A 21,056-nucleotide genomic window follows, 5' to 3' on the forward strand; every position below is an offset into this window, starting at 1 on the left:
TCATTCGCGTGCCAATGCCTCCGTTGGGTTGAGTTTGGCAGCTCGACGGGCAGGAAAATAACCAAAAACCAAACCAATTAAAGCAGAGAAACCGCACGCTAATAAAACAGGGAACAGAGTAAACACCATCGTAAATTCAGTGGTGAAATAAGAGAAAATCCACCCCGTTAACCATGAACCGACAATACCAATTAAGCCGCCAAGCGAGCAAATCATCACAGCTTCTATCAGAAATTGGTTCATAATATCTTGAGGACGCGCACCGACGGAAAGGCGGATCCCGATTTCATGAGTTCGTTCCGTTACAGAAACCAACATGATATTCATCACCCCAACGCCGCCAACCAATAAGGAAATAGCGGCAATCGAAGTGATCAGTAATGACATAGAATCGGATGTTTTTTGTAATGCATTGGCGAGTTGGTCATCCGACTGAATAAAAAAGTCCTTTTTACCATGTTCGCGTAATAACAAACGCTCAACCTGTAATTCAGCTTGCTGAGAGGTTAAGCTTTCAGGGAAGCGCAGTGAAATAAACTCAATAGGTTTGTCCCCGACCACACGTTGCTGTAACGATGAGTAAGGTACCCATCCCATAACAAAGCCACTCGACATTTTGGGCCCCGGTTTACGGGCAATACCAATAATTCGCCATGGTGAATGGCCAATCTGCACAATTTGCCCTAACGGTTCTTCTTCTGGCTGAAAAAGTATTTCTCGGCTTCCTTCATCCAATACAATAACGGGCTCACTGTCAGCCATATCGAGCGTACTGAATAAACTGCCATGTAAAAGCTGAAACCCTTGTGCCGCAAAATACTCTTCTGAAACACCATTAAGCATGATGGAGTTATCCAAGCCTTTATTAACGACCATCGTCATGCTACTCGCGACGGGAGAAACAGACTCAATCCATGGCAGTTGCTTTAGGCTTTTAACATCATTTAACGATAACGCACGCTCCATATCAGGCCGCTTTGCCCCCCACCCAGTACCGGGGCGAATTTCCAGTGTCGTGCTACCAAGCTTCCCGATTTCATCCATGATGGAGCGTCTTGCACCTTCCCCCACGGCCATTGATGACACCACAGAAGAAATACCAATGATAATTCCCAACATCGACAAAAATGCACGCATACGATGACCGAGTAAGGCCCGCCATGCCATACGAATGGACTCAATAATATTGCGCCACACCGATGCACGGCCATTATCTTCAACAGCAGGAAGCTGGTGCCGTTGTTTTGTGTCTGTCTGTGCTTGGTTCTGCTTATCAGAAACAATTTTTCCATCACTAATTTCAATAATTCGCTGAGTTTGCTGAGCGATATTTTGGTCGTGGGTCACAATCACAACAGTGTGCCCATCGAGATGAAGCTGATGTAAAATATCCATCAATGCATGGCCACTGGCGCTATCTAATGCCCCTGTAGGTTCATCTGCAAGAATTATTTGTGCACCATTGACCAAGGCGCGACAAACACTAACACGCTGCTGTTGCCCACCAGATAGCTGATAAGGTTTGTGATCCAAGCGTGTTTGTAACCCTAACTTTTCTGCTAATAAAGCAACTCGTGCGCTCCGCTCATCTTCTGGCATTGCCGTATACAAAGCAGGGATAGCAATATTTTCCTCTGCAGTCAGGTAGGGCATCAGGTGATAACGTTGAAAAATAAATCCAAGATATTGGCTACGTAATTCCGCCAGTTGGTCACTGTTCACCTCATGAACCGCAATCCCATTGATAAACACTTCTCCTTGAGAAGGCTTATCTAAACAACCAATGATATTCATCAGAGTCGATTTACCTGAACCTGATGCGCCAATGATAGCGACCATTTCTCCTTGGTTAATTGATAGCGAAATATCATTCAAAACAGGAATAGTTTGCGTACCTGCTGAAAACTCACGGTAAACATGATGAAGTTCAATCAGGGGGCGGGTAAAAGATACATTTCGTGTCGTCGCCATCATTAACTCGCCACATTATCTGATTGAATAACAACGTGTTCACCCTCGCTAATCCCCTCAAGTACTTCGACGAAATGGCGATCATTAATCCCCACTTTGATAGTGCGAATTTCCGGTTTTTCATTGTTGATCACGGTCACTTCATATTGGTTTGCACCTACCGCTCGCCCCAGTGCGCTAACGGGGAGTCGTAACGCATCTTTCGCTTGTGCAACACGAATAAATACTTGAGCTGTCATTGATGTCTTTAATGCACGATCGGCGTTATCGACCTCAAATGTTCCATTGTAATAAATTGCACTGTTCTGTTGCCCCCCAGAATTATTGTTATTTTCATCAAGCGCTTCGGGAGGAATGGGTTGAACATACCCCATGGTACTTTCGTAGTGCGTTTCAGGGTCCGCAATCACATAGAATGTGAGGGGTTGACCTGGGCGAATTTTTTGAATATCCGCTTCCGAAATTCGTGTCTGAACCTGCATTTTATCTAGGTTCGCCAGCACTAAAATGGTCGGTGCTGTCTGTGAAGAAACGATGGTTTGCCCTTCGTTCGCCACAATACCCAGTACTTCGCCACTAATCGGCGCGATGATCCGTGTAAAATTGAGGTTAGCTTGTGCAGTTTGCACGTCCATTTCTGATTGCGTGATTAACGCCTCATTGACATTAACCTGCTGTAATTGCGCCTCATATTGGGCTTGTGCTTGTTCATATTCACTGCGAATACCAGAGCCATCTCTCTGCATCACCACTTGGCGCCGATAGGCTTTGATATACTGTATTAATGTCGCTTCTGCAGCCCGTTTTTGCGCCTGAGCACTGGATAACCGAGCGGTTGCATTTTTGAGCTCAGACTGCTGGATAGTTGGGTCGATTTCTGCCAACAATTCCCCTTTAACTACTTTGTCGCCTTGTTTTACATACAGTTTTTTGATTTGCCCGTTAACCTGAGCCCCTACGTTAACTTGCATTGAGGGCTTTAATGTCCCCGTGACCATGACAACTTTTTCAATATCGCCACGTTCCACCGATAAAATTACGTTTTCATGCAACGCTGGCGCGGGTGATTGCCAAACAAAACGGCCGATCACCACGATCAGCACAAGTAGTGCTACCAACCCACCTAAAATGCGTAATCGTTGAGTCGTTAAACCCAATTTTGGTGCTACGTGGCGAGAGGTCATGAGGGAGTTCCTTCCATTGCCGCTAACAAAGAAGGTTCAGGTTGAGGCGTACCTGTTGTCACACAAGGGGCTTTATTAGGGCTGTTCTCAAGACTTAATTTCCCATCAACTATTCGGTAAAGTGCATCGAAATTAGCCGCCAGCTCTTCACTGTGAGTGACAACAATCAATGTCTTACCTGTTTTCTGGCAATGTGACTGAATGGTCGCCATGACTATTTTCGCCGTTTCTTCATCCAAATTGGCGGTGGGCTCATCCAATAACAAAATAGGACGGGCACTGTATAACGAACGAGCCAATAACAAACGTTGACGTTGCCCAAGTGACAGCGCCGCATGGCTTTCTCTTATTAACGCATTAACCCCACCAGGTAATTGATTAATCACTGCACCGAGAGCCAGTTTATCAAGCAACACTTCGACTCTTTTTTTATCTTTTTCGCGGAAGTTAGGGTCAAATAGCGTGATGTTATCTAAGACGGTCGCATTAAATAAAATATCTTCTTGGCTTTGCAAGCAAACCAATTGCGTAAGCTGCTGCACACTGACAACCTCACCGTTGGACTCGCATACTCCTTGCTGTGGACTGAATAAACCCGCGATTGTCCGTAATAATGTGCTTTTTCCTGCTCCTGACTCCCCAACAATGGCAACCTGCGTACCTGAAGGTAAGTCTAATGACACATTATTTAAAATCGGTTTCGCAGGGTCATAACTAAAATGAATCCCATTGAAAGATAAGTGAGGGGCTTTTCCTAGCACTGCGGCTTGTTTTTCGTGGAATGGCGCGGTGTCCTGCTCACTTTTCTTAGGGAATAAAGAATGGGCACGTGTATCAATAATATGCAGTTGCGACTTATGGATAATCGCATAAAAAATACGCGTCACATAATTGGTGAAAATTTGACGCAAGAAACTATAAGCAAAGAAATCCCCCAAAGAAATTAACTCATTGGCCACCATGGGTAAAACCACTAACATAAAAATGACCATCTCCAAACTACCGGTTAATTGATAGATGCCATCTTTAATTTGTTGATACACATTTCTGCGTTGCATACAGGTAAACAATTCACGGCTTAACCATGCAAATTGCGCCTTACGCTGATTTTCTATCCCTGCTGTTTTTATGGTCAGAATGCCCTGCAGCGTCTCCATAAAAAAGTCATTTAATTCTGCTGATTTTAACTGTAACTGTTGGGTATACCACCGATCACGAATTATCGCCCATACACTAATTAAGCCCATCACGGTAACACCCGCAGCTGAAATAGCCGCTAATACGGGCGCAATCCAAAACATGGTACCTAATGCTATCGCACAAATAACCCAATCCGTTCGTAGCCCGTTATCCAGCTCGATTTTTTCGGTTAATGCCCCCTGCCAAGCAACAAAACGGCTAAACACATCCCCGGGGGCGCGTTTTTCAAAAAAGCGCAATGGATTACTCAATAAACGTGAAAAACCCACCCCGCTTTTAATCAACACAAAGTGTTTTACGAAACGCTCGCTTAGTATTCTCACGCCGAGTGCTAACAGTGTTGCAACCACAAAGGCAACAATGAACCAGCCGTAAGGGAAAATGGCATTTTTAGCGTCGGAAAAAGCTTGGTTGATCGCATTGCTCACCATTGCTGGCATTAAAAATAGCGTTAAAGAAACCAAAAAAGCGAATATCATCAACCAATAAACACCACGAATTTCTGAGGTTTCTTTCAGACTCATTGCATGAGGGGCTTTTTTCCCTGTAGTCCCATCATTTCTGTCTTCTGGTGCGAGTGATTCAATTTTTTCCAGCGCAGTATCTGGTTCTAAAATTAATGCGTAACCGCTGATTTCCGCTTTTAATGCAGAGAAAGGTAACCACTGCTGCCCAATTGCAGGGTTCATCACGCACACGTTATTTCCTTTGCGATAAGCAAGCAGTACAAAATGGCTTGCTCCGTAATGTAAAATAGCGGGAAGTGGTAAGCTATTGAGCTCTTGGTGCTCAAATAGCACTGGTGTCGTCGCAACACCGTAATTAGCTAAAATGGACGAAAGGTCAATCAAAGAAGTTCCATGATCCGATGCTGGATACACCTCTCGCAGCGTTTCAAGAGAAACATTGAGACCTTGAGTTTGTGCTAACATCGCAATACATGCTAAGCCACATTCATTGGTTTCTTCTTGAGAAACAAAATTTGGAATAATATTTTTCATTATTATTTAATGGCTAATAAAATAAAGTGAATGGCTATGCCATAAAAGCCAATCATTGGGATAATGACGAACCGCATTTTCAATGATGGCGGGCATTTGAGTTGCAACATCTTTTGCTGCAACAGGCGGATAAACCTTGATTTTTAAACCGTTTTGGTAGTACAGATGATAAAAAACCACCTGTGCCGAAATCGCACTGGATAAACGCACTACACCATTGTGCAGCTTTGCTGCACGGTTAAATAAATGGCACGATAATTTGCTCGACGCCCCTTCTTCTGTTTGAACCGTGTAATCAGGGGTGATATCAGGAAAAACAATTATATTCTTTTGCCCTGTCGCCGCTTCTGTCATCGCAGTCATTAACTGGCTAGCTAATACTTTATTCCCTTGATGAATAGAACAATACGATAAATTCACCTGCCCTAACTCACGTGCCGAGGCGTTATACTTCTGCTGTTCTGCACTCGACGAAACCACCACCGTCGCATTGCCTGGAGTCACCCCCGCGCCAACCATGGTAGCTAAAACATCAGAAACCATATGCAATGGAGCAAGTACAACGGGGTTATTTTGTTGGTGCAAAGGCGCAACGACGCTATCAAGTTCAAGGGTACAAACTCGAACTTGCGCCATGATTTTTTGGTTTTGTCCCCATGTGGCTGCCTCTTCCAAAATGAAGCGTCGAACAGCTATCCAGCTCATATCAATATGCCCTTTCGTTTCCATTAAACTACGAAAGTTTTCCGTGGCGACTTTATTCCGATTACGATATTGACGACCTAATAAGCCGACGCGACATAATAAATTGGAGACAAATAATACCGATGTGATATAGCCTCGGCGCAATAACAACCGTAAAAAGGCAAGTCCACTATGATTAAGTTTTTGATATCCTTTTTTAAACGGCATCAAACAGTTTTTCACTGTAAATACCGTCCAGACAATGCAAAACCGGATCACCGTAACTCCTTATTGCTTTTGTCTAATAACTCAAGCATATAAGCAGTAAAGTCTGCAAAATCACGGTCTTGATAGACGACATAGCGTTTATTGATAATAAATGCAGGTGTTCCAGTAATTTGATAAAACTTGCTAATTTCAAGCATGTTTTTCAGGCGTTCTTGAACCGCTTGGCTCTCACTGGTTTTTAGGTATTGGGTTGAATCAACATTGTGCTGTTTTAACCATTGGTTTAAGACATCTTTATTAGCTAAATCAAGCTTATCATTGATAACTGCGGTATAAAGATCCTGACGGTATTGAGATTCCACCCCCATCTCTTCCAATGTCGCAAAAATAGGCGCATAGGCAGCAAGCCCCATATTATTATCCATGGCTAAATGCACGACTTTAAAGTTGACGTTCTCAGGGAGTGTTTTTTCGAATTGACTGACATTATCATGATTTACGGCACAATAATGGCAACCATAAGAAAGGACTTCTATGATACTGTTATTTTCTTTTATTGGACTCAATAAAACTTGTTCACTATTAAATTCAATAAAAGAAGAGCTTTGTGCATCATCATTTGAAAAAGTATTAAAAACAAAAATATGATAGAACAAAACCGTCATGAGTGAAGAAGCGATAATAACAAATAGAGTATAAAGTGTAATAGTTATTGGTTTAAAACGAGTATTCATAACAGTTAATTCCATTCCGGTACGAAAAATACATGGGGATAGCTCCCCATGTATCAATTAATAAAAATCAAATTTAATACTATGGAGCTGTTACATCACAGTTTGATGCACCAACAGCTTTTGCTTTGTATGTTTTATTACCGTGCTTATCAGTACAAGTGGTCACTAATTGGCAAGATTTAACACCACCAACAGTGATGCTCTCGTAAGAATTAGTACAAACTTGTTTTGTTCCACCAACTACAGCAGCAGCTTCGATAGCATTTAACTTTTTCATGTTATTTCCTTTAATATAGATTTTAATTAATAAAACGCCCTATTTATTGATAATTAACACCAATAAATCCTTTAGATTTTTAATTAACACACGAATTACCGCATGAATAATTAAAAATTCAATCCTTCTAATTTCTCATTATTATCAAATAAAAAAATCGCTTTTTCTTTGACGCTTTTTGTTTTCTCTTTCTCACCTAATTCATTTAAAACAAGGATCCAAGAAAAATAAACATTAAGATCTGGGCAAGAACGCGAATAGTTTTCTGCCCAAGATGAAAATAAATTCAAATAATAAGGGTCTTGTGTCTCGTTATAGCGTAATAAATACCCCATATTGAGATCCAATTTGTAACGGTCATCGATTAAATAGTATTTCCATTCACTATAATCAGGCTCATTCATTGAAAGAAGATACTGCTGTCCTGTTTTTTCTATATATGTTAAATATTGCTGTGTTTGCAAAGTAAAATACAATAACCCCATGGATAACAAACCACCTAACGCAATAATTGTTTTCGAAAAATACCCTACAAACTTATTCAATGAATATTTTTTAGTTGGAACATCGGCACAACGTATTAACAATATCAATACCACACCATGAGGTATGGATAGCCACAATGGAAACTCTGTCATCATATGAAAAACAATTGGTAACGCAATAACTAAAAAAACATAATTGTTATTTTTATTTTTTAATGAAGAATAAAGTAGATGCACACCACCAATAATAACTAACAATATTGCCGCAATACCAACTAACCCACCTTCAACCATCCAACGCAATATCTCATTGTGTGGATGTGAAATAACCTTTTCACTGGTTCCTAGCAAACCACCACCAAAACGCTCTAAAAATACAGATTCAAAACTACCAACCCCAGAGCCAAATAAAATATTTTCGCTAAATAAATATAAACTATGTTGCCATAGCACCCATCTAATATGTGATGTTTGTAATTTACTTTCAGAAAAGTCAGAAATATTAAAACTAACTTTTATTCCATAGCCAATAATAAGACCGATAACAATCGCTATTAAAGAGTAAACAATATATTGACGATGATACTTTGCGAAAAAATAAAAAACAATAACAATTAATAATAAATTTAAATATCCAGTTAATGATTGGGACAATGGCAATACCATGCTCATTAAAATGAGACTCACAATGATAATGGCAAACGCATACCGTGTGACAGTTCTCATTAAAATAAACATGCCTATTGCACTGGCAATACCAACACAAATAAAACTAGAAAGAACATTAACTTGTTGGAATACACCATATGGCCTATCCCCTGATATCGGAAAAAAATTAAAAACCTGTGCTATTGAATATAGACTCTCAATAATAGCAGCAAATAATACACTGCAAACAATTATTTTCAATACAGTTTCTGAAATATTTATTTGCAATAAAGCTTGATAAAAAAACAACGCCCCCAATAACCAATACGCAGTCAAGTACGCATTAAGCTGGTAATTTTCTGGCGCAAAAAAACACAAGCCTAATAATAAGACTAACCCAATCGTAATATAATTACTCGACTTAGAATAGTATAAGGTTAAATTTTTAATTTGTGTAATACTAATCATCACAATAAAAAAAGCAATAAAAAAACCACTAATTATATTGAATGGCAATGACAAACCTGTTCCGCCCATATTCGGCAGATAAATATGCAATATAATGCCAAAAAATATAACGACAAAAACTAAAAGTACCCATGGATAACTTTCTTTTTTATTATCTTTAATTTTGATTGCAAACATCATGTTTCATTCGTTATTGATAATTTAATGTATAGTATGCAGTACTATAAAAATTCCCATAGGTAATCGTTTCGTTAATTCTCGCTTCTGGCTCAGCTTCGACATAAGCCTTGAATTGAATTTCCGTATCATTTTTTGCCAAATTTTGCGCTAATGATGGCGTATTCAATTCTATGGGTGTTTCATTTAAGTTTAATAACCCAATACCGATTCCGCTTGCCTCACTTTGGTCACTAATCGCAAGATGGTCAGGAAGATTTTTATTTTCAATTCCATTAAAAGTCACTGTCACCGATTTAAATATGGTCGTATTACAATTCGTTAAATGGATTGAGAAAATTAAAGGTTTCGACTTACCTTCTTTATAAAGGTCTTTAACCGAAATTTGTTGAAAATCAACAGGGACCTTCTCACTTCCCGGCGCTATCTGACATGGCGTAGCAACAACCATGCCTCTGAATGAATAGCTTCCCATATTACTCGGGATCACACTTGCACTCACCGACCCTGAGATTAGTAAATATAAGCCAATCGACAATAAATATTTATTACGCTTTATCTGATTATTATTTCGCATGATCGGCCTCATTGGAATTCAGCAAGAATTGTCCCGGTACTTGTAAATTCACCTTCTTCCACGCTGCTACCAGGCGCAGCTATTGGCGCAGCCGTTAAGTTCCAAGTGCCTTGGTTATTGATAAAATTAGGCACTTGATAAGCTTGGTTTGGTCTTACCAAGGTTCCGGTCAAATTATCAGTCACCACAATGCCAAGATTTGTGCGTTTCACACCGTTCTTTAACGTACCGAAATAATCAGGGTTAAAATCCGCGCTGCCTGACGCTCCTGGCAACAATGACAGCTTAATATTTAAATCACCTGTCGTAAAACTGCCACCGGTACATTTAACTGGGATCTTAAAGGGCTGAGCATAATTAGTGCCATTTAACTGTTCACTCGTGTTTGCCACATCAAGAAAATTAATATCTATTGGGTTGCCTTCATTAATCGTACACTCATCAGCAACCGTGATAATTCCTGCCCCTAAAACGACTCGAGTTGATGGAATTGGCGCATAAGCTGTACTGCCATTCGCTGGACTGCCTTTTTTAGCAAAAACCTGCACCAGTTCCGCTTGGTTGATGGTAATGCCATTAATAATCGGTTTTTTCAGTCTAAACGTGATTGTTCCACTCGACCCTGTCCGTAGCTCGACACCATAATCACGGCTATTAACACTCGGTGGTCTACACTCTATTGGGTCAGAACCCCCATTCCACATATCCTTCACTGGAACAGTGACTTTCTGACCAACCCTTCCCCCTATTTGAATTTCAACTTTTACATCAAAATATTCATTAAGGTTCAGGTACCCCGGGTTTTGCATTGATGTAGGAATAGTTGACATTAAATCAAATGTCATTCCTGAATCAGGACCGGTATTCCCAACCCCTCCTGGATTCATGTAGCTTTGGCAGTAAATATCAAAGTAAGGCCAGTTACCCACATCAAAATTGAATACCGTTTCTGCATCCTTCTCATTAACGAGTAATTGATTATTCATTCTCGCTTCGAATGTATAAGTTCCCCCGTCCGGTATAGCGGAACCGTGAGGATAACCTAAAGCAGATAACGGCAAGACCCCTATTGTGAGTAAACCAGCCACAATAGTCATATCTTTTAGTTTTTTGTTGTTGGATACAAACATGGTTATAAATACTCCAGTTTTAGCCTAACTAATCCGCTAAAGGTTCCCGCCGAAACAGACCGTGCTGTAGATTCCAATGATGCATTAAGTGTGATGTTATTATCGCCAGGTTTGATCACCCATGAACTTGTTGGCTGGTTGACCATTAGGTTTTGATGTTCTTTACTAGAAATACGCAACCCGGCACCTCGAATATCACCTGTCACTCGCACCAGATCAGGGTTAAAAAAATCCGTATCTCCCGCAATGCTCAATGAAACAGCGCTTTCTCCCGTCAAGTAATAACGCTGCGCATTTTGAGTTGCTTCTCCGGCAGAATTCACAAATGACTTGGATGCTCCGCGTTGGCAATCTTTGAGGCGAATATTAAATGCAACAGGAGTACTTCTATCGCCAATACGATGAAACTCTCTAGCATTGATTTCACCTAAATCGACATACTGCTCTTGTGTTTCTAATTCAAGAACACAAGGCGATGCATAGACGCTCCCTGTAAAATGCACAGTACTATGTACGTCTAGCAATGTTTGGCGGGACAGCTTTTCATCCGCAATTTCTGCAACTGCGGAGAAACTTCCTAGCCCCAATAACACTATCCCTAAGCACCTAATGTTCATATCAATACTCCTAGCGAATCTGTTGCTCTGGTGGTAACGCTTTACACGTATTTCCGCTACAACTGTATTTAAGTTCTGGATGACCACCATAATCATTCACATACATCATGGTGAAACTCTCGCCTGAACTATTGACCTTAATATCGAGATGCGATTTAGGTGCAATCATCACCCCTGGAAAATCAGTTAGTTTTTTTCCACCTTCTGCCACCGGTTTATTATTAAGGCTAATAATGGTCACAAAATAAGGGGTTGGGTTTTCAGCACGCCAATTATTTCCCTGTTTATAAAATATGACTTGGTCTTGCCAAACTGCACTTTTAGACTCAGGAATAATGGCTGTCGGCCGATAAAATAATTTAATGCGCGATTGCATCGCTAACTGTAAAACATTCGGTTTATCGGGTTTTGGCGGAACTTCGCGCACATTTAAATAAAACAGGCTTTCTCGGTCTTGGGGTAACTTATCTATCTCGGCTGTTTTTGAAACACGGGCAACCCCTTTTTGCCCACCATTAATGCGCTGTAATGGTGGCAATACAACTAATGGCGATGTGATTTTTTTCCCATTGGCATCTTCAACCCATGACTGAGCAAGAAAAGGAATACTTGAGCTGGTGTTTGATAAATTAGCACTCGCAGAATTTTCATCGCCTGTAATAATCAGTCGTGTTCTATCCAGTGAAATACCCGCATATGATTGCCCTACGCCAACCATCATAACTAGCAAACCACCTACCCATTTATTTATACGAATCGCCATTTTCTCTACCTTATAGAATACTTTTTCAAACTGTCATTACATTATTGGCAAGGCAGCAAAACTGACATACCCGAATTAATTTTTTCAGGCAGTTGAATTTTACATTGCGCTTTTCCGCCCCAAGATACCGTTAATGTTTCTTTAGGATTTACTGCCATCAAATACGCCAATCCATTTTCCATCAGCATGGCAATGTTAATGCCATCAGCGTTTGTCACATCAGCACCAAATGGAGGTACCGTATCGTTATAACGAATAGTTGCTATGAGCTTTTCACCTTCTGCAACATCAAAGCGCTGATAACCTATTGCGCCTTCTGTTAATGTCGATGTTGCTATCGCCTTATTGGTATCAACGTTATTTTTTAACTTATCGACATCAATACGCGTGTCGAAGCTGTAATAGCTGACAATATCAGGCACAACAGAAATACCGGCCCAGTTAGTTCGTGTTTTTTCATGGTTAAACGGCACGCCACCAACACCGTTGGTATCGACCATAATTCTTGCTGTATCCGTTGTACCGGTACTGTTATGTAATGCAGCTCCATGCTTGGTAGCAGTGAAACCACCGCGCAATGTCCCGTTGATCGATGCCGTTTGTCTTTCTTGATAGCTGACATTAGTATTAACTTCAGCAAGTTGCGTCCGTTTTTGATAATATCCATCAAACCGTACGCGATCATCACTGCTTCGACCGGCTCTAACTCGCCATAAGTTATTCATATCCCTATTGTCACTGTAAGACAGCATGTGGCTGGTCTTACTACCACTATTTTGCAAGTCATATCCCGCCCAACGGCTATCACCAACAGGCACTGAAACCGAAAGTGAAATGCTATCGTCACGTCGACCCCGATAGTCAGAACGGTAGGCCGCAATATTGGTTGAAACACCATTGATGCCCATTAAACGAAATGTTCGACCCACAGATAAGCCATATCTATCTTGAGATGTCTGGTCCCAAAAGGTCTGATGGGTATACGTTAAGAATACTGTTGTTCTCCAATCAGGATCATCAGCCCAAAAAGTTTTATTCCCTGTTACGGTATACATCTCTTTTTGACGGCCAATACCCAGATATTTGTTTTCACGCTCATCTAAATATTGCGACAGTGTTCTAAACTTATCCTGCGAGAAGCGGTAACCCGCAAAAGTAATCGTGCTGTTAAGTTCATCAAATGACTTTGAATAACTCAGGCGATAAGAAGAACCCGTTTGCGTGTTATCACCTGGCATTCGGCTAATGGATTGTGTGACATCCGCAGAAAGTGCCCCAAATACAGATAAATCACGGCCTAATCCAGCAGATATAGCGGTATAATCCCTACCCGCAAAAAGTAGACCACCAATGAGTGACCAGTTATTGCTCAGCCCCCAAGAGAAATCTCCCGTGGCAAACATTGGCCCCTCAGGCTTATGATTAAATCGTGATGGTTTACCGACCGAAGCGTTATAACGCACATAGCCCGGACGCGTTAAATAAGGGATATTTGCCGTATCAACTTGAAAAGTCGATACCTCACCGTCATCACCTTCAACTTTGACATCTAGGGTTCCACGAATTGAACTTTGCAAATCCTGAATACTGAATGGCCCCGCAGGTACCGTCGTTTCATAAACGACACGCCCAGCTTGGGTTACAACAATTTTTGAATTGCTTTTCGCAATACCATTAATCTGTGGTGCGTATCCTCGCAGATTTGGCGGTAACATACGCTCATCACTGGCAAGGTTAAAGCCAGTGAAACGAATCGTGTCAAAAACTTGAGAATTTAAATAAATTTCACCCAGTGTCAGCTTAGCCGCCATGTGGATCAGAGGGCGATATGCATAAAACTGGTTCCAATCGAATTTTCTATCGCCACGCTCGTTATAATTAGCTTGATAATCAGCTCTAAAGCGCCACGCTCCTAAGTTAAACCCGGTTTGGCCATATGCTGACAATGAATGCTTATTCGTATGTGTCGTCAAAGAACGTGAAATTGACCCTGTCAGGTTATAATCAAATATAAGGCCTGAAACCCCTGAATCCCAACGCTCAGGCGGCACCCAACTAGGATCGGAATATTTCATCCATGCTTGTGGAATAGTGATATCCAGTTTGCCTTCATGATTATTAATTTTAACACCTGAAATAGGTAAAATATTTGAACATTCAGGAGATATGGCTTGGATTTTTTTTAACGCATCTTCTTTGAGCGCTAACATTTCAATTTGCTTAGGGGTAAAACAGACTAATGATTTTTCACTATCTTGAGGATCGGTAATATAAGTGACCTTCTGCTGCGACAATGATTGTCCATTAATATAGACATCCAATAAATAAGTTCCTGGAAATACGAAGTTATCTTTAGAGAATCGAGTTAAATCAATATTGTTACGATCACCAACATCTAATACGTCAACATTAAACTCAACAAGATCATTTGCAGACATATTTGGTGAATAGCAAAGTACTGCAATATATATTGCAAATAGTTTTTTTATATTATTTATATTTCCATTTAAAATAATCATTTTAGTTACTCAGTATTCACTCATTAGGCTAGAGATTTAGCTCAATTCTCTTTTATATGTAATTATTATTAGTTTTAGAAATAATCCATTCTAAATCGTAGAACTCCTGCGAAATCACCTGCCTTAATATGCTTTTGATAAGCAACTAAAATTGCAGTAAAATCTAATCTATTACGCCCTTCTAATAATGTGTAATCCGGCATTTTTCTATTAAGTTTAAGTATTTCACCGTGAGAGTCCCTAAATTGAATTCCAAACCCTTCTGAATCACCACTCACTTGTAAAAGTTGATCATCATTAACAGAGGTTCCCATCATGGTTATTTGCGCGCGCGATGCACTACCTTTGTCATTAGAAGGCAACGTACATCCAACAAGTTTTATAGCAAAATTCTTACTCACCAACATATTGACTTCAGGCGTGATTTCTCGGGCACTGATTTCCCCAAAATTAACCCAAAGCTCTCGGCTTTCAGGATCAATCGTGCATGAAGCTTCTATTAATTCACCTTGCATTACAATATCACCAGGGGTGTTATTGCCGGTCATTCCCCAACTTAATAGAGGCCATAACAAACTAGAGCCTAGTGCTATTTTTGCAACCCGAATTATCATGGACAATACCATTTAGTTATTGGTAGATTTTATTAATGCGGAGTATTAAATACTCCGCATATTGATATAAAACCAATTACAAATTATTGGTAATCAATTTTGAAATTGATAGTTGAATCAAAGCTACCTGGAGTCACTGCATTAGATGCATTATCAGATTTTAAATAAGCAACGAATGGAATAGCAGTTTTACCTTCAGTTAGATTAACTGCAGTAGAAGCTTGTCCCCAAACAACATCTTTATTTCCATTGTCTCTTAAACCAATACCAGCACCACTTGCAGTACCTGAAGTGAACGCCGCTAATGTCTTATCATTAGGGTTAATAGTTGATGGTGTGTAAGTTACAGTTGCAGTTTGTGCAACTGTAGTATCACAACCTTGCAGAACGATATCTTTCTTAATATTACCTGCACGCTCACCATTTTTTAAATTAGAAACAGGGATCTGATAAAAGTTTACTTTTACAGGACTTGATTCTTCACTTAAACCACAAGCAGAATTCACTAATTCACCTGAAAATTCGATAGTACCGTTAGTAGGTGTACCCGTATAAGCTGCCATTGCTGCGAACGAAGCAAAGCCTGATGCAAATACAGCACCCATTACAAATTTATTCAATTTCATGATTATTTAATCCTGTATAATACTTGTATAATGTATGTTTCGCCATAAGAGTTGTTAATAACAACTTTAGATAAAAGTAATCATTATTTTAATTAAATTAATGATTACTTTTAATAAAGTTATCATATGAATAGGCTAAATTTATTATATTTACTAATTACACTTCACCAAAAAGATTTGATTTTTTATTGGCCGAATTAACGCCACATTTTTTTAGTGTCTTTATCTAAGATAGCAAAATAATTATTTTCATTTTTTATGGTATACTGTAATCTTTCATTATCGTATCTATCTATTACATGATTAAAAAGGTCTCTCCATGACTTATTGAATATCACTAAAATTGTATCCATCATTTCAAATGTCAGCTTTGTTTTTCCCGTTTCATATCGGGATATCTGCTGTTGGCTAATATTCAACTTTTTTGCCAAATCTTCCCCTGTTAAGTTTTGCTCTTTTCTAATTCCTCTCAAATACTGCCCTATTTCTTTATTTATCTCATTAGAAAAATAAGTCATTTAATTTAACCTTTATATTAAAAATTAATTATAGGCACCATCTGAACCATAGATACCGTCCTAAAATTTTTGATGATTATATGTCTGATTATTTATTTTGTATAATCGATAGGGCAAATTGATTACCATTAAAATCATTTATCGCTCTATTAACATAGGATAAATGTAACAGAAAATAACCACACTGAAATTTATAATATAAATAACAGCATGTTATAGACATAAAACTTCAGCCAATCACCTTTCAAATTACATTTTGATACATTTGAAAATATTAAAACATATCTTTTACTAATCAGATGTATTTTATGGTTAAATTTCAACCATAAAATACAACTTAAAAAAGTAGTATTACTCGAATTTTGAGTTTGTAAATTATTAAATATTTTTTTTAAGATTTATCTTAACTTCATTATTTACAAACACCAACAAATTAATTATAAATAATTGTAAAGTTTATCAACGAAATTATATCTCACAAAAATCATCACCCACATATAATAAATCCCGATATTACCCAAAAATAAGGATATTAATTACTCAAATAACGAGTATTTAAAAATTATATATCAATGTATAACTTTAAGCTTTAAAGAAATTCTAATGAAAACTTCTTTTAAATATTTTTATCTATAGAAAGGTGAGAGCCTTGCTAGCCACACTAAGTTTAAGATCAATTCAAAGAGTGACGATTTAACGGTTATCGTAAGAAGGGGTTGAGTAAGGTGGTAAAGTATTATCATAAAACGAAGCATAGATTTGCTTTACACTATATTGTAATGCACACCAAATGCCTAATCCTAGCAAACCGCAGTATTAGGCATTTTATAATACCAAGTAAGAATACAATTTAAGCACGCCAACCTTTATGAAGGTTTTATTCGTTGTGATTGCTGGTTCCACATGCGATACGCAAATGCACTCCCAACGGCGGCTAAATAGATAAATGGTTCAGGTGTTAAGGTTTTTAATGACAGCATATAGTGGCAAAATGCGAGTAAAATCGTTGGGTAAAGCAGCATATGAATTCTTTTCCACCATACGCCCAAATAAAGGCGTATACGGTTGAATGAACTGACCGCCATCAACAATAAACACAACCAAGCTACCGCGCCAATCACTAAATAGAGTCGCGAAAAAATCTCTTCGAAAAATAGCGCTAAATTATTTACACCAATTTCCAGTAATAGATAGCTACTTAAATGCAGCACAGCCCAGAAAAAACACCATAACCCCAGTAATTTTCGCGTTTGAAACAATGCCGTAAATCGCAATAGTTTTGCAGCCAGAGGGATCAATACAATAACGAGGAGCAAACGTAAAGCCGCTATTCCTGTAAAATGTTGGATATCTTTGGCGGGGTCAGCTCCAAGCTGTTGGGTATCGACTAAAAAAATCAGCCATACCAAAGGGAGCAAAGCAAGAAGATGAAAGCTCCCTTTGGTTAATCCAACAATAAACTTATTGTCTTGGGGCATCAATAATCTCTCCGCAAGTCCATTCCTTGATACAAGCTTGCCACTTGTTCACCATATCCATTAAACAACAATGTTGGTTGGCGAGTCACTTGGCCTAAGCCTCCTGCACCAATAAAACGTTCGGTGGCTTGTGACCAACGAGGATGGCTTACATCTGGATTCACATTGGCAAAAAAGCCATATTCGCTCGGTGCTGATAGGTTCCATGTAGTCTCAGGCATGTGCTCAGTAAGGCGAATTTTGACGATAGATTTAATTCCTTTAAAGCCATATTTCCATGGTACGACCAACCGGATCGGTGCTCCGTTTTGGTTGGGTAATGTTTTGCCATAAACGCCAGTCGCCAGCAAAGTCAGTGGGTTCATGGCTTCATCTAAGCGTAGCCCTTCAACATAGGGGTACGATAAGCCACCACCAATATAACGACTTTTTTGTCCTGGCATTTGTTCTGGAGCGTAGCGTGTTTCAAAAGCCACATATTTGGCTTTGCTAGTGGGTTCAACTAAAGCCAATAATTTCGCTAAAGGAAAGCCAACCCATGGAATGACCATCGACCAAGCCTCAACACAGCGCATACGATAAATACGCTCCTCTAAGGGAAACTTAGTGTTTATATCATCTAAATTAAGGGTCAGGGGACGATTTACTTCTCCATCAATCGTTACCGTCCACTCATCCGTCACTAAAGTATGGGCATTCTCGGCAGGATCGGATTTACCCAACCCAAATTCATAAAAATTATTATAACCAATCACTTTATCTTCAGGTGTGAGGGTTAATGATGGCTGAAACTCTTCAGGTTGAATAAATGTCAGCGGTTTTCTTGGCGTCATCGGAGGTGCTGGTGTATCGTCACTGAACCAAGAAAACAGCCCCGCATTGGCCGTCGCCGCAACGGTTAAACCAGCGGCTCCAATGCCTAATGCCTTAAGTAACTGACGGCGTTTCATAAAAAAGAGGGATTCATCCGTGATTTGAGATGCGGGAATTTTAGGTAACTTTTTCATCATGCGCTCCATAGCAAAAGGGAAATGAGATCAGTTATACCGAAAGCGCAGTAAAAATGGCTGACAGTAAGATGACAAATTTGTCATCTTACTTAATTGTAGGAAATTTCAGTGTAATAGTACTGGTTCCTGTATGATGTTCAAAACTCACTGACCCGCCATGTAATTCCACTATCGCTTTCACAATCGCCAACCCTAGCCCAGTTCCTTCTGTGGTTCGAGCATTATCCCCACGCCAAAAACGGGTGAAAATTTCATCACTGTTTTGTAGAAGTTCTCCTTGATTAGTGATTTTAATTTCCCGTTGTTGCGAAAGCGTATTAATTTGGGTAACGACACGGGTGCCCGGGTAAGAATATTTAATCGCATTGGAGACAATATTCACTAAAACTCGGCTGAGTAATACAGGGTCAGCATCAAGCGTCAGGGATGAGGGCTCGCTATACAGTTCAATCTGTTTTTCTTCTGCATAGGCAGAAAAGAGTTCATAGACATCGTTAACTAACGTATATAAAGAAAGGTTTTCTCGATTTAAGGTAATATTTTTATTTTCAGCACGGGCAATAAACAAAGTACTTTGGATCATTTGTGACAGTTTATCGAGCTCTTCAATATTACTGACTATCATCCCTTCATATTCGCTAACACTACGCGAGCGCTGGAGTGTAATTTCATTTTGTACCCGAATCGCATTAATTGGGGTTCTCAGTTCATGCGCCAAGTCATCGGCAAATTGAGTAAGTTTGACAAAATCATGCTTTAAGCGCTGGCGCATCGTGTTCATCGATTCGCCCAGCTCTTTCAATTCCTGTGGTAGCTGGTCAATATCGATTGGGTCATTTAACGCATGAACGTCTGTTTTGACCGTTATCTGGCTCAATGCTTGAATGTCGGATAACCCTTTTTTCAACAGCCATAAGCTGAGCAGCCCCATCAACAAAATTGAGAGGACAGAAATCACTACGCTTTGGGTGAGATATTGAGTCAACACGCCACTACGGTCGACAGATACTTTACCAAGTACCACATGGAGCGGCCCTTTTGGGGAATTCATCGAGAAATAAACCGCAGAAATAGGGATACCTTGAGCGGTTTGCCAATGGTTGATGGCATTAATATTTAGCTGTTCAAGTTTGACTAACTGAAGAGGTTGAGAACCCAGTAATTCGCGATTGGTGGTGACCAATATGTGCCCTGCCGCATCAGAAATTTGGATTAAGTCTTGTCGCATATCCATCATGCTTTGAAAATACATGGGGAGTGTTTTGATATCAATGCCACCAGCAATGAGTTTAGCAAGTTGCTCCGCGCGGTTAACCAGTAAGTTATTATCTTGTTCAGATAATTCATTTTTGAGTGAATGATACAAAACCCATGTCACCACTCCGGCATTAGCAATCATAAGAATGATAAACAAAGAAATAAGTTTAAAACGAAGTGACTTCTTTTTCATTCTATCGGCCTATTTAAGCGGTATCCCATCCCACGAATAGTTTCAATGAGTTTAACGTCAAATTCATCATCGATTTTTTTTCTCAATCGACGGATTGCCACATCAATAATATTCGTGTCACTTTCAAAATCGATCCCCCAAACTTCGCTAGCAATTAAGGTTCTAGGTAAAATTTCATCACAATGTAGAACAAAGAACAGTAATAAGGAAAACTCTTGCCGAGTTAAGATGATTTTCTTTCCAGCCCGCTCAACATCATGGCGAGTTAAGTCGATTTTTAAATCCGCAATAGCCATGGTGGTTGAGACTGGCTGGTTAACTTTTAATTGGTTTTTAACCCGAGCTAATAATTCAGAAAATGAAAACGGCTTAACGAGATAATCATTAGCACCCAGCTCTAAGCCTTTAATTCTGTCATCAACGGCATCCCGTGCAGTGAGGCAGATAACAGGAATATTTTTTGCTGTGCGTAAGATTTTTAAAATCTCCCAGCCATTCATACCGGGCAGCATGATGTCGAGGATCACCAACTGATAACTGTTTTCTAAAGCAAAATAGAGACCGTCGCGACCATCATCAGCCACATCCACAAGAAAACCTGCTTCTTCTAACCCATTTTTGACCCACCCTTGGGTTTTTAGGTGATCTTCAATTAATAGTATTCTCATGAGAACCTAACAGTGACTTTATTTGACTT

The 21,056-nt window shown here is 39.6% G+C and carries 19 protein-coding genes; all 19 read right to left on the reverse strand.

All coding sequences use genetic code 11. The features are described from left to right. A complete protein-coding gene (locus FVA69_RS19060; protein ID WP_164529218.1) occupies nucleotides 1-1,974 on the reverse strand; it encodes an ABC transporter permease in 1,974 nt (657 codons plus the stop codon). Then, nucleotides 1,974-3,155 (reverse strand): efflux RND transporter periplasmic adaptor subunit, encoded by a 1,182-nt coding sequence (locus tag FVA69_RS19065; RefSeq protein WP_004907670.1) that lies wholly within the window; start codon nucleotides 3,153-3,155, stop codon nucleotides 1,974-1,976. The genes FVA69_RS19060 and FVA69_RS19065 overlap by 1 nt, the downstream gene beginning before the upstream one ends. Then, entirely contained in the window at nucleotides 3,152-5,356 is a 2,205-nt protein-coding gene (locus FVA69_RS19070; protein WP_109912779.1) for a peptidase domain-containing ABC transporter, read from the reverse strand. The genes FVA69_RS19065 and FVA69_RS19070 overlap by 4 nt, the downstream gene beginning before the upstream one ends. Nucleotides 5,357-5,362: 6 nt before the next feature. Next, complete coding sequence (locus FVA69_RS19075; RefSeq protein WP_110731620.1) at nucleotides 5,363-6,319, reverse strand: ABC transporter; 957 nt, start codon at nucleotides 6,317-6,319, stop codon at nucleotides 5,363-5,365. After that, a complete protein-coding gene (locus FVA69_RS19080; protein ID WP_231136532.1) occupies nucleotides 6,316-7,002 on the reverse strand; it encodes a thiol:disulfide interchange protein DsbA/DsbL in 687 nt (228 codons plus the stop codon). The genes FVA69_RS19075 and FVA69_RS19080 overlap by 4 nt, the downstream gene beginning before the upstream one ends. 79 nt (nucleotides 7,003-7,081) lie before the next feature. Continuing rightward, a complete protein-coding gene (locus FVA69_RS19085; RefSeq protein WP_004907658.1) occupies nucleotides 7,082-7,279 on the reverse strand; it encodes a DUF4762 family protein in 198 nt (65 codons plus the stop codon). Nucleotides 7,280-7,389: 110 nt separating this feature from the next. Next, on the reverse strand, nucleotides 7,390-9,060 hold the full coding sequence (locus FVA69_RS19090) for an O-antigen ligase family protein (RefSeq protein WP_109912782.1): 1,671 nt from the start codon (nucleotides 9,058-9,060) through the stop codon (nucleotides 7,390-7,392). Nucleotides 9,061-9,070: 10 nt separating this feature from the next. Then, a complete protein-coding gene (locus FVA69_RS19095) occupies nucleotides 9,071-9,634 on the reverse strand; it encodes a fimbrial protein (RefSeq protein ID WP_004907651.1) in 564 nt (187 codons plus the stop codon). A gap of 8 nt (nucleotides 9,635-9,642) precedes the next feature. Continuing rightward, on the reverse strand, nucleotides 9,643-10,764 hold the full coding sequence (locus tag FVA69_RS19100; RefSeq protein WP_004907648.1) for a fimbrial protein: 1,122 nt from the start codon (nucleotides 10,762-10,764) through the stop codon (nucleotides 9,643-9,645). 2 nt (nucleotides 10,765-10,766) lie between these two features. After that, complete coding sequence (locus FVA69_RS19105) at nucleotides 10,767-11,381, reverse strand: fimbrial protein (RefSeq protein ID WP_117162613.1); 615 nt, start codon at nucleotides 11,379-11,381, stop codon at nucleotides 10,767-10,769. 10 nt (nucleotides 11,382-11,391) lie between these two features. Then, on the reverse strand, nucleotides 11,392-12,144 hold the full coding sequence (locus FVA69_RS19110; RefSeq protein WP_109912784.1) for a fimbrial biogenesis chaperone: 753 nt from the start codon (nucleotides 12,142-12,144) through the stop codon (nucleotides 11,392-11,394). Nucleotides 12,145-12,185: 41 nt separating this feature from the next. Continuing rightward, nucleotides 12,186-14,663 (reverse strand): fimbria/pilus outer membrane usher protein, encoded by a 2,478-nt coding sequence (locus tag FVA69_RS19115; protein ID WP_110731616.1) that lies wholly within the window; start codon nucleotides 14,661-14,663, stop codon nucleotides 12,186-12,188. A 74-nt stretch (nucleotides 14,664-14,737) separates the two neighbouring features. Continuing rightward, nucleotides 14,738-15,277 (reverse strand): fimbrial protein, encoded by a 540-nt coding sequence (locus FVA69_RS19120; protein WP_004907638.1) that lies wholly within the window; start codon nucleotides 15,275-15,277, stop codon nucleotides 14,738-14,740. Nucleotides 15,278-15,360: 83 nt separating this feature from the next. Next, nucleotides 15,361-15,903, reverse strand: coding sequence for a fimbrial protein (locus tag FVA69_RS19125; protein WP_109912786.1), 543 nt, complete (start codon nucleotides 15,901-15,903; stop codon nucleotides 15,361-15,363). A 197-nt stretch (nucleotides 15,904-16,100) separates the two neighbouring features. Beyond that, entirely contained in the window at nucleotides 16,101-16,421 is a 321-nt protein-coding gene (locus FVA69_RS19130; protein WP_004907630.1) for a helix-turn-helix domain-containing protein, read from the reverse strand. Between the two features lie 866 nt (nucleotides 16,422-17,287). Beyond that, complete coding sequence (locus tag FVA69_RS19135) at nucleotides 17,288-17,899, reverse strand: sulfite oxidase heme-binding subunit YedZ (protein ID WP_109912787.1); 612 nt, start codon at nucleotides 17,897-17,899, stop codon at nucleotides 17,288-17,290. Further along, nucleotides 17,899-18,909 (reverse strand): protein-methionine-sulfoxide reductase catalytic subunit MsrP, encoded by a 1,011-nt coding sequence (msrP, locus tag FVA69_RS19140; protein ID WP_181937062.1) that lies wholly within the window; start codon nucleotides 18,907-18,909, stop codon nucleotides 17,899-17,901. Before msrP ends, FVA69_RS19135 begins: the two co-directional genes overlap by 1 nt. Nucleotides 18,910-18,994: 85 nt before the next feature. Continuing rightward, nucleotides 18,995-20,359 (reverse strand): heavy metal sensor histidine kinase, encoded by a 1,365-nt coding sequence (locus tag FVA69_RS19145; protein ID WP_004907623.1) that lies wholly within the window; start codon nucleotides 20,357-20,359, stop codon nucleotides 18,995-18,997. Continuing rightward, the gene (locus FVA69_RS19150) at nucleotides 20,356-21,027 is read right to left on the reverse strand and encodes a heavy metal response regulator transcription factor (protein ID WP_004907620.1); all 672 of its coding nucleotides are present in this window, start codon (nucleotides 21,025-21,027) and stop codon (nucleotides 20,356-20,358) included. The genes FVA69_RS19145 and FVA69_RS19150 overlap by 4 nt, the downstream gene beginning before the upstream one ends. Nucleotides 21,028-21,056 lie beyond the last annotated feature (29 nt).

The sequence above is a fragment of the Providencia sp. PROV004 genome (assembly GCF_011045615.1).
Lineage (GTDB): Bacteria > Pseudomonadota > Gammaproteobacteria > Enterobacterales > Enterobacteriaceae > Providencia > Providencia rettgeri.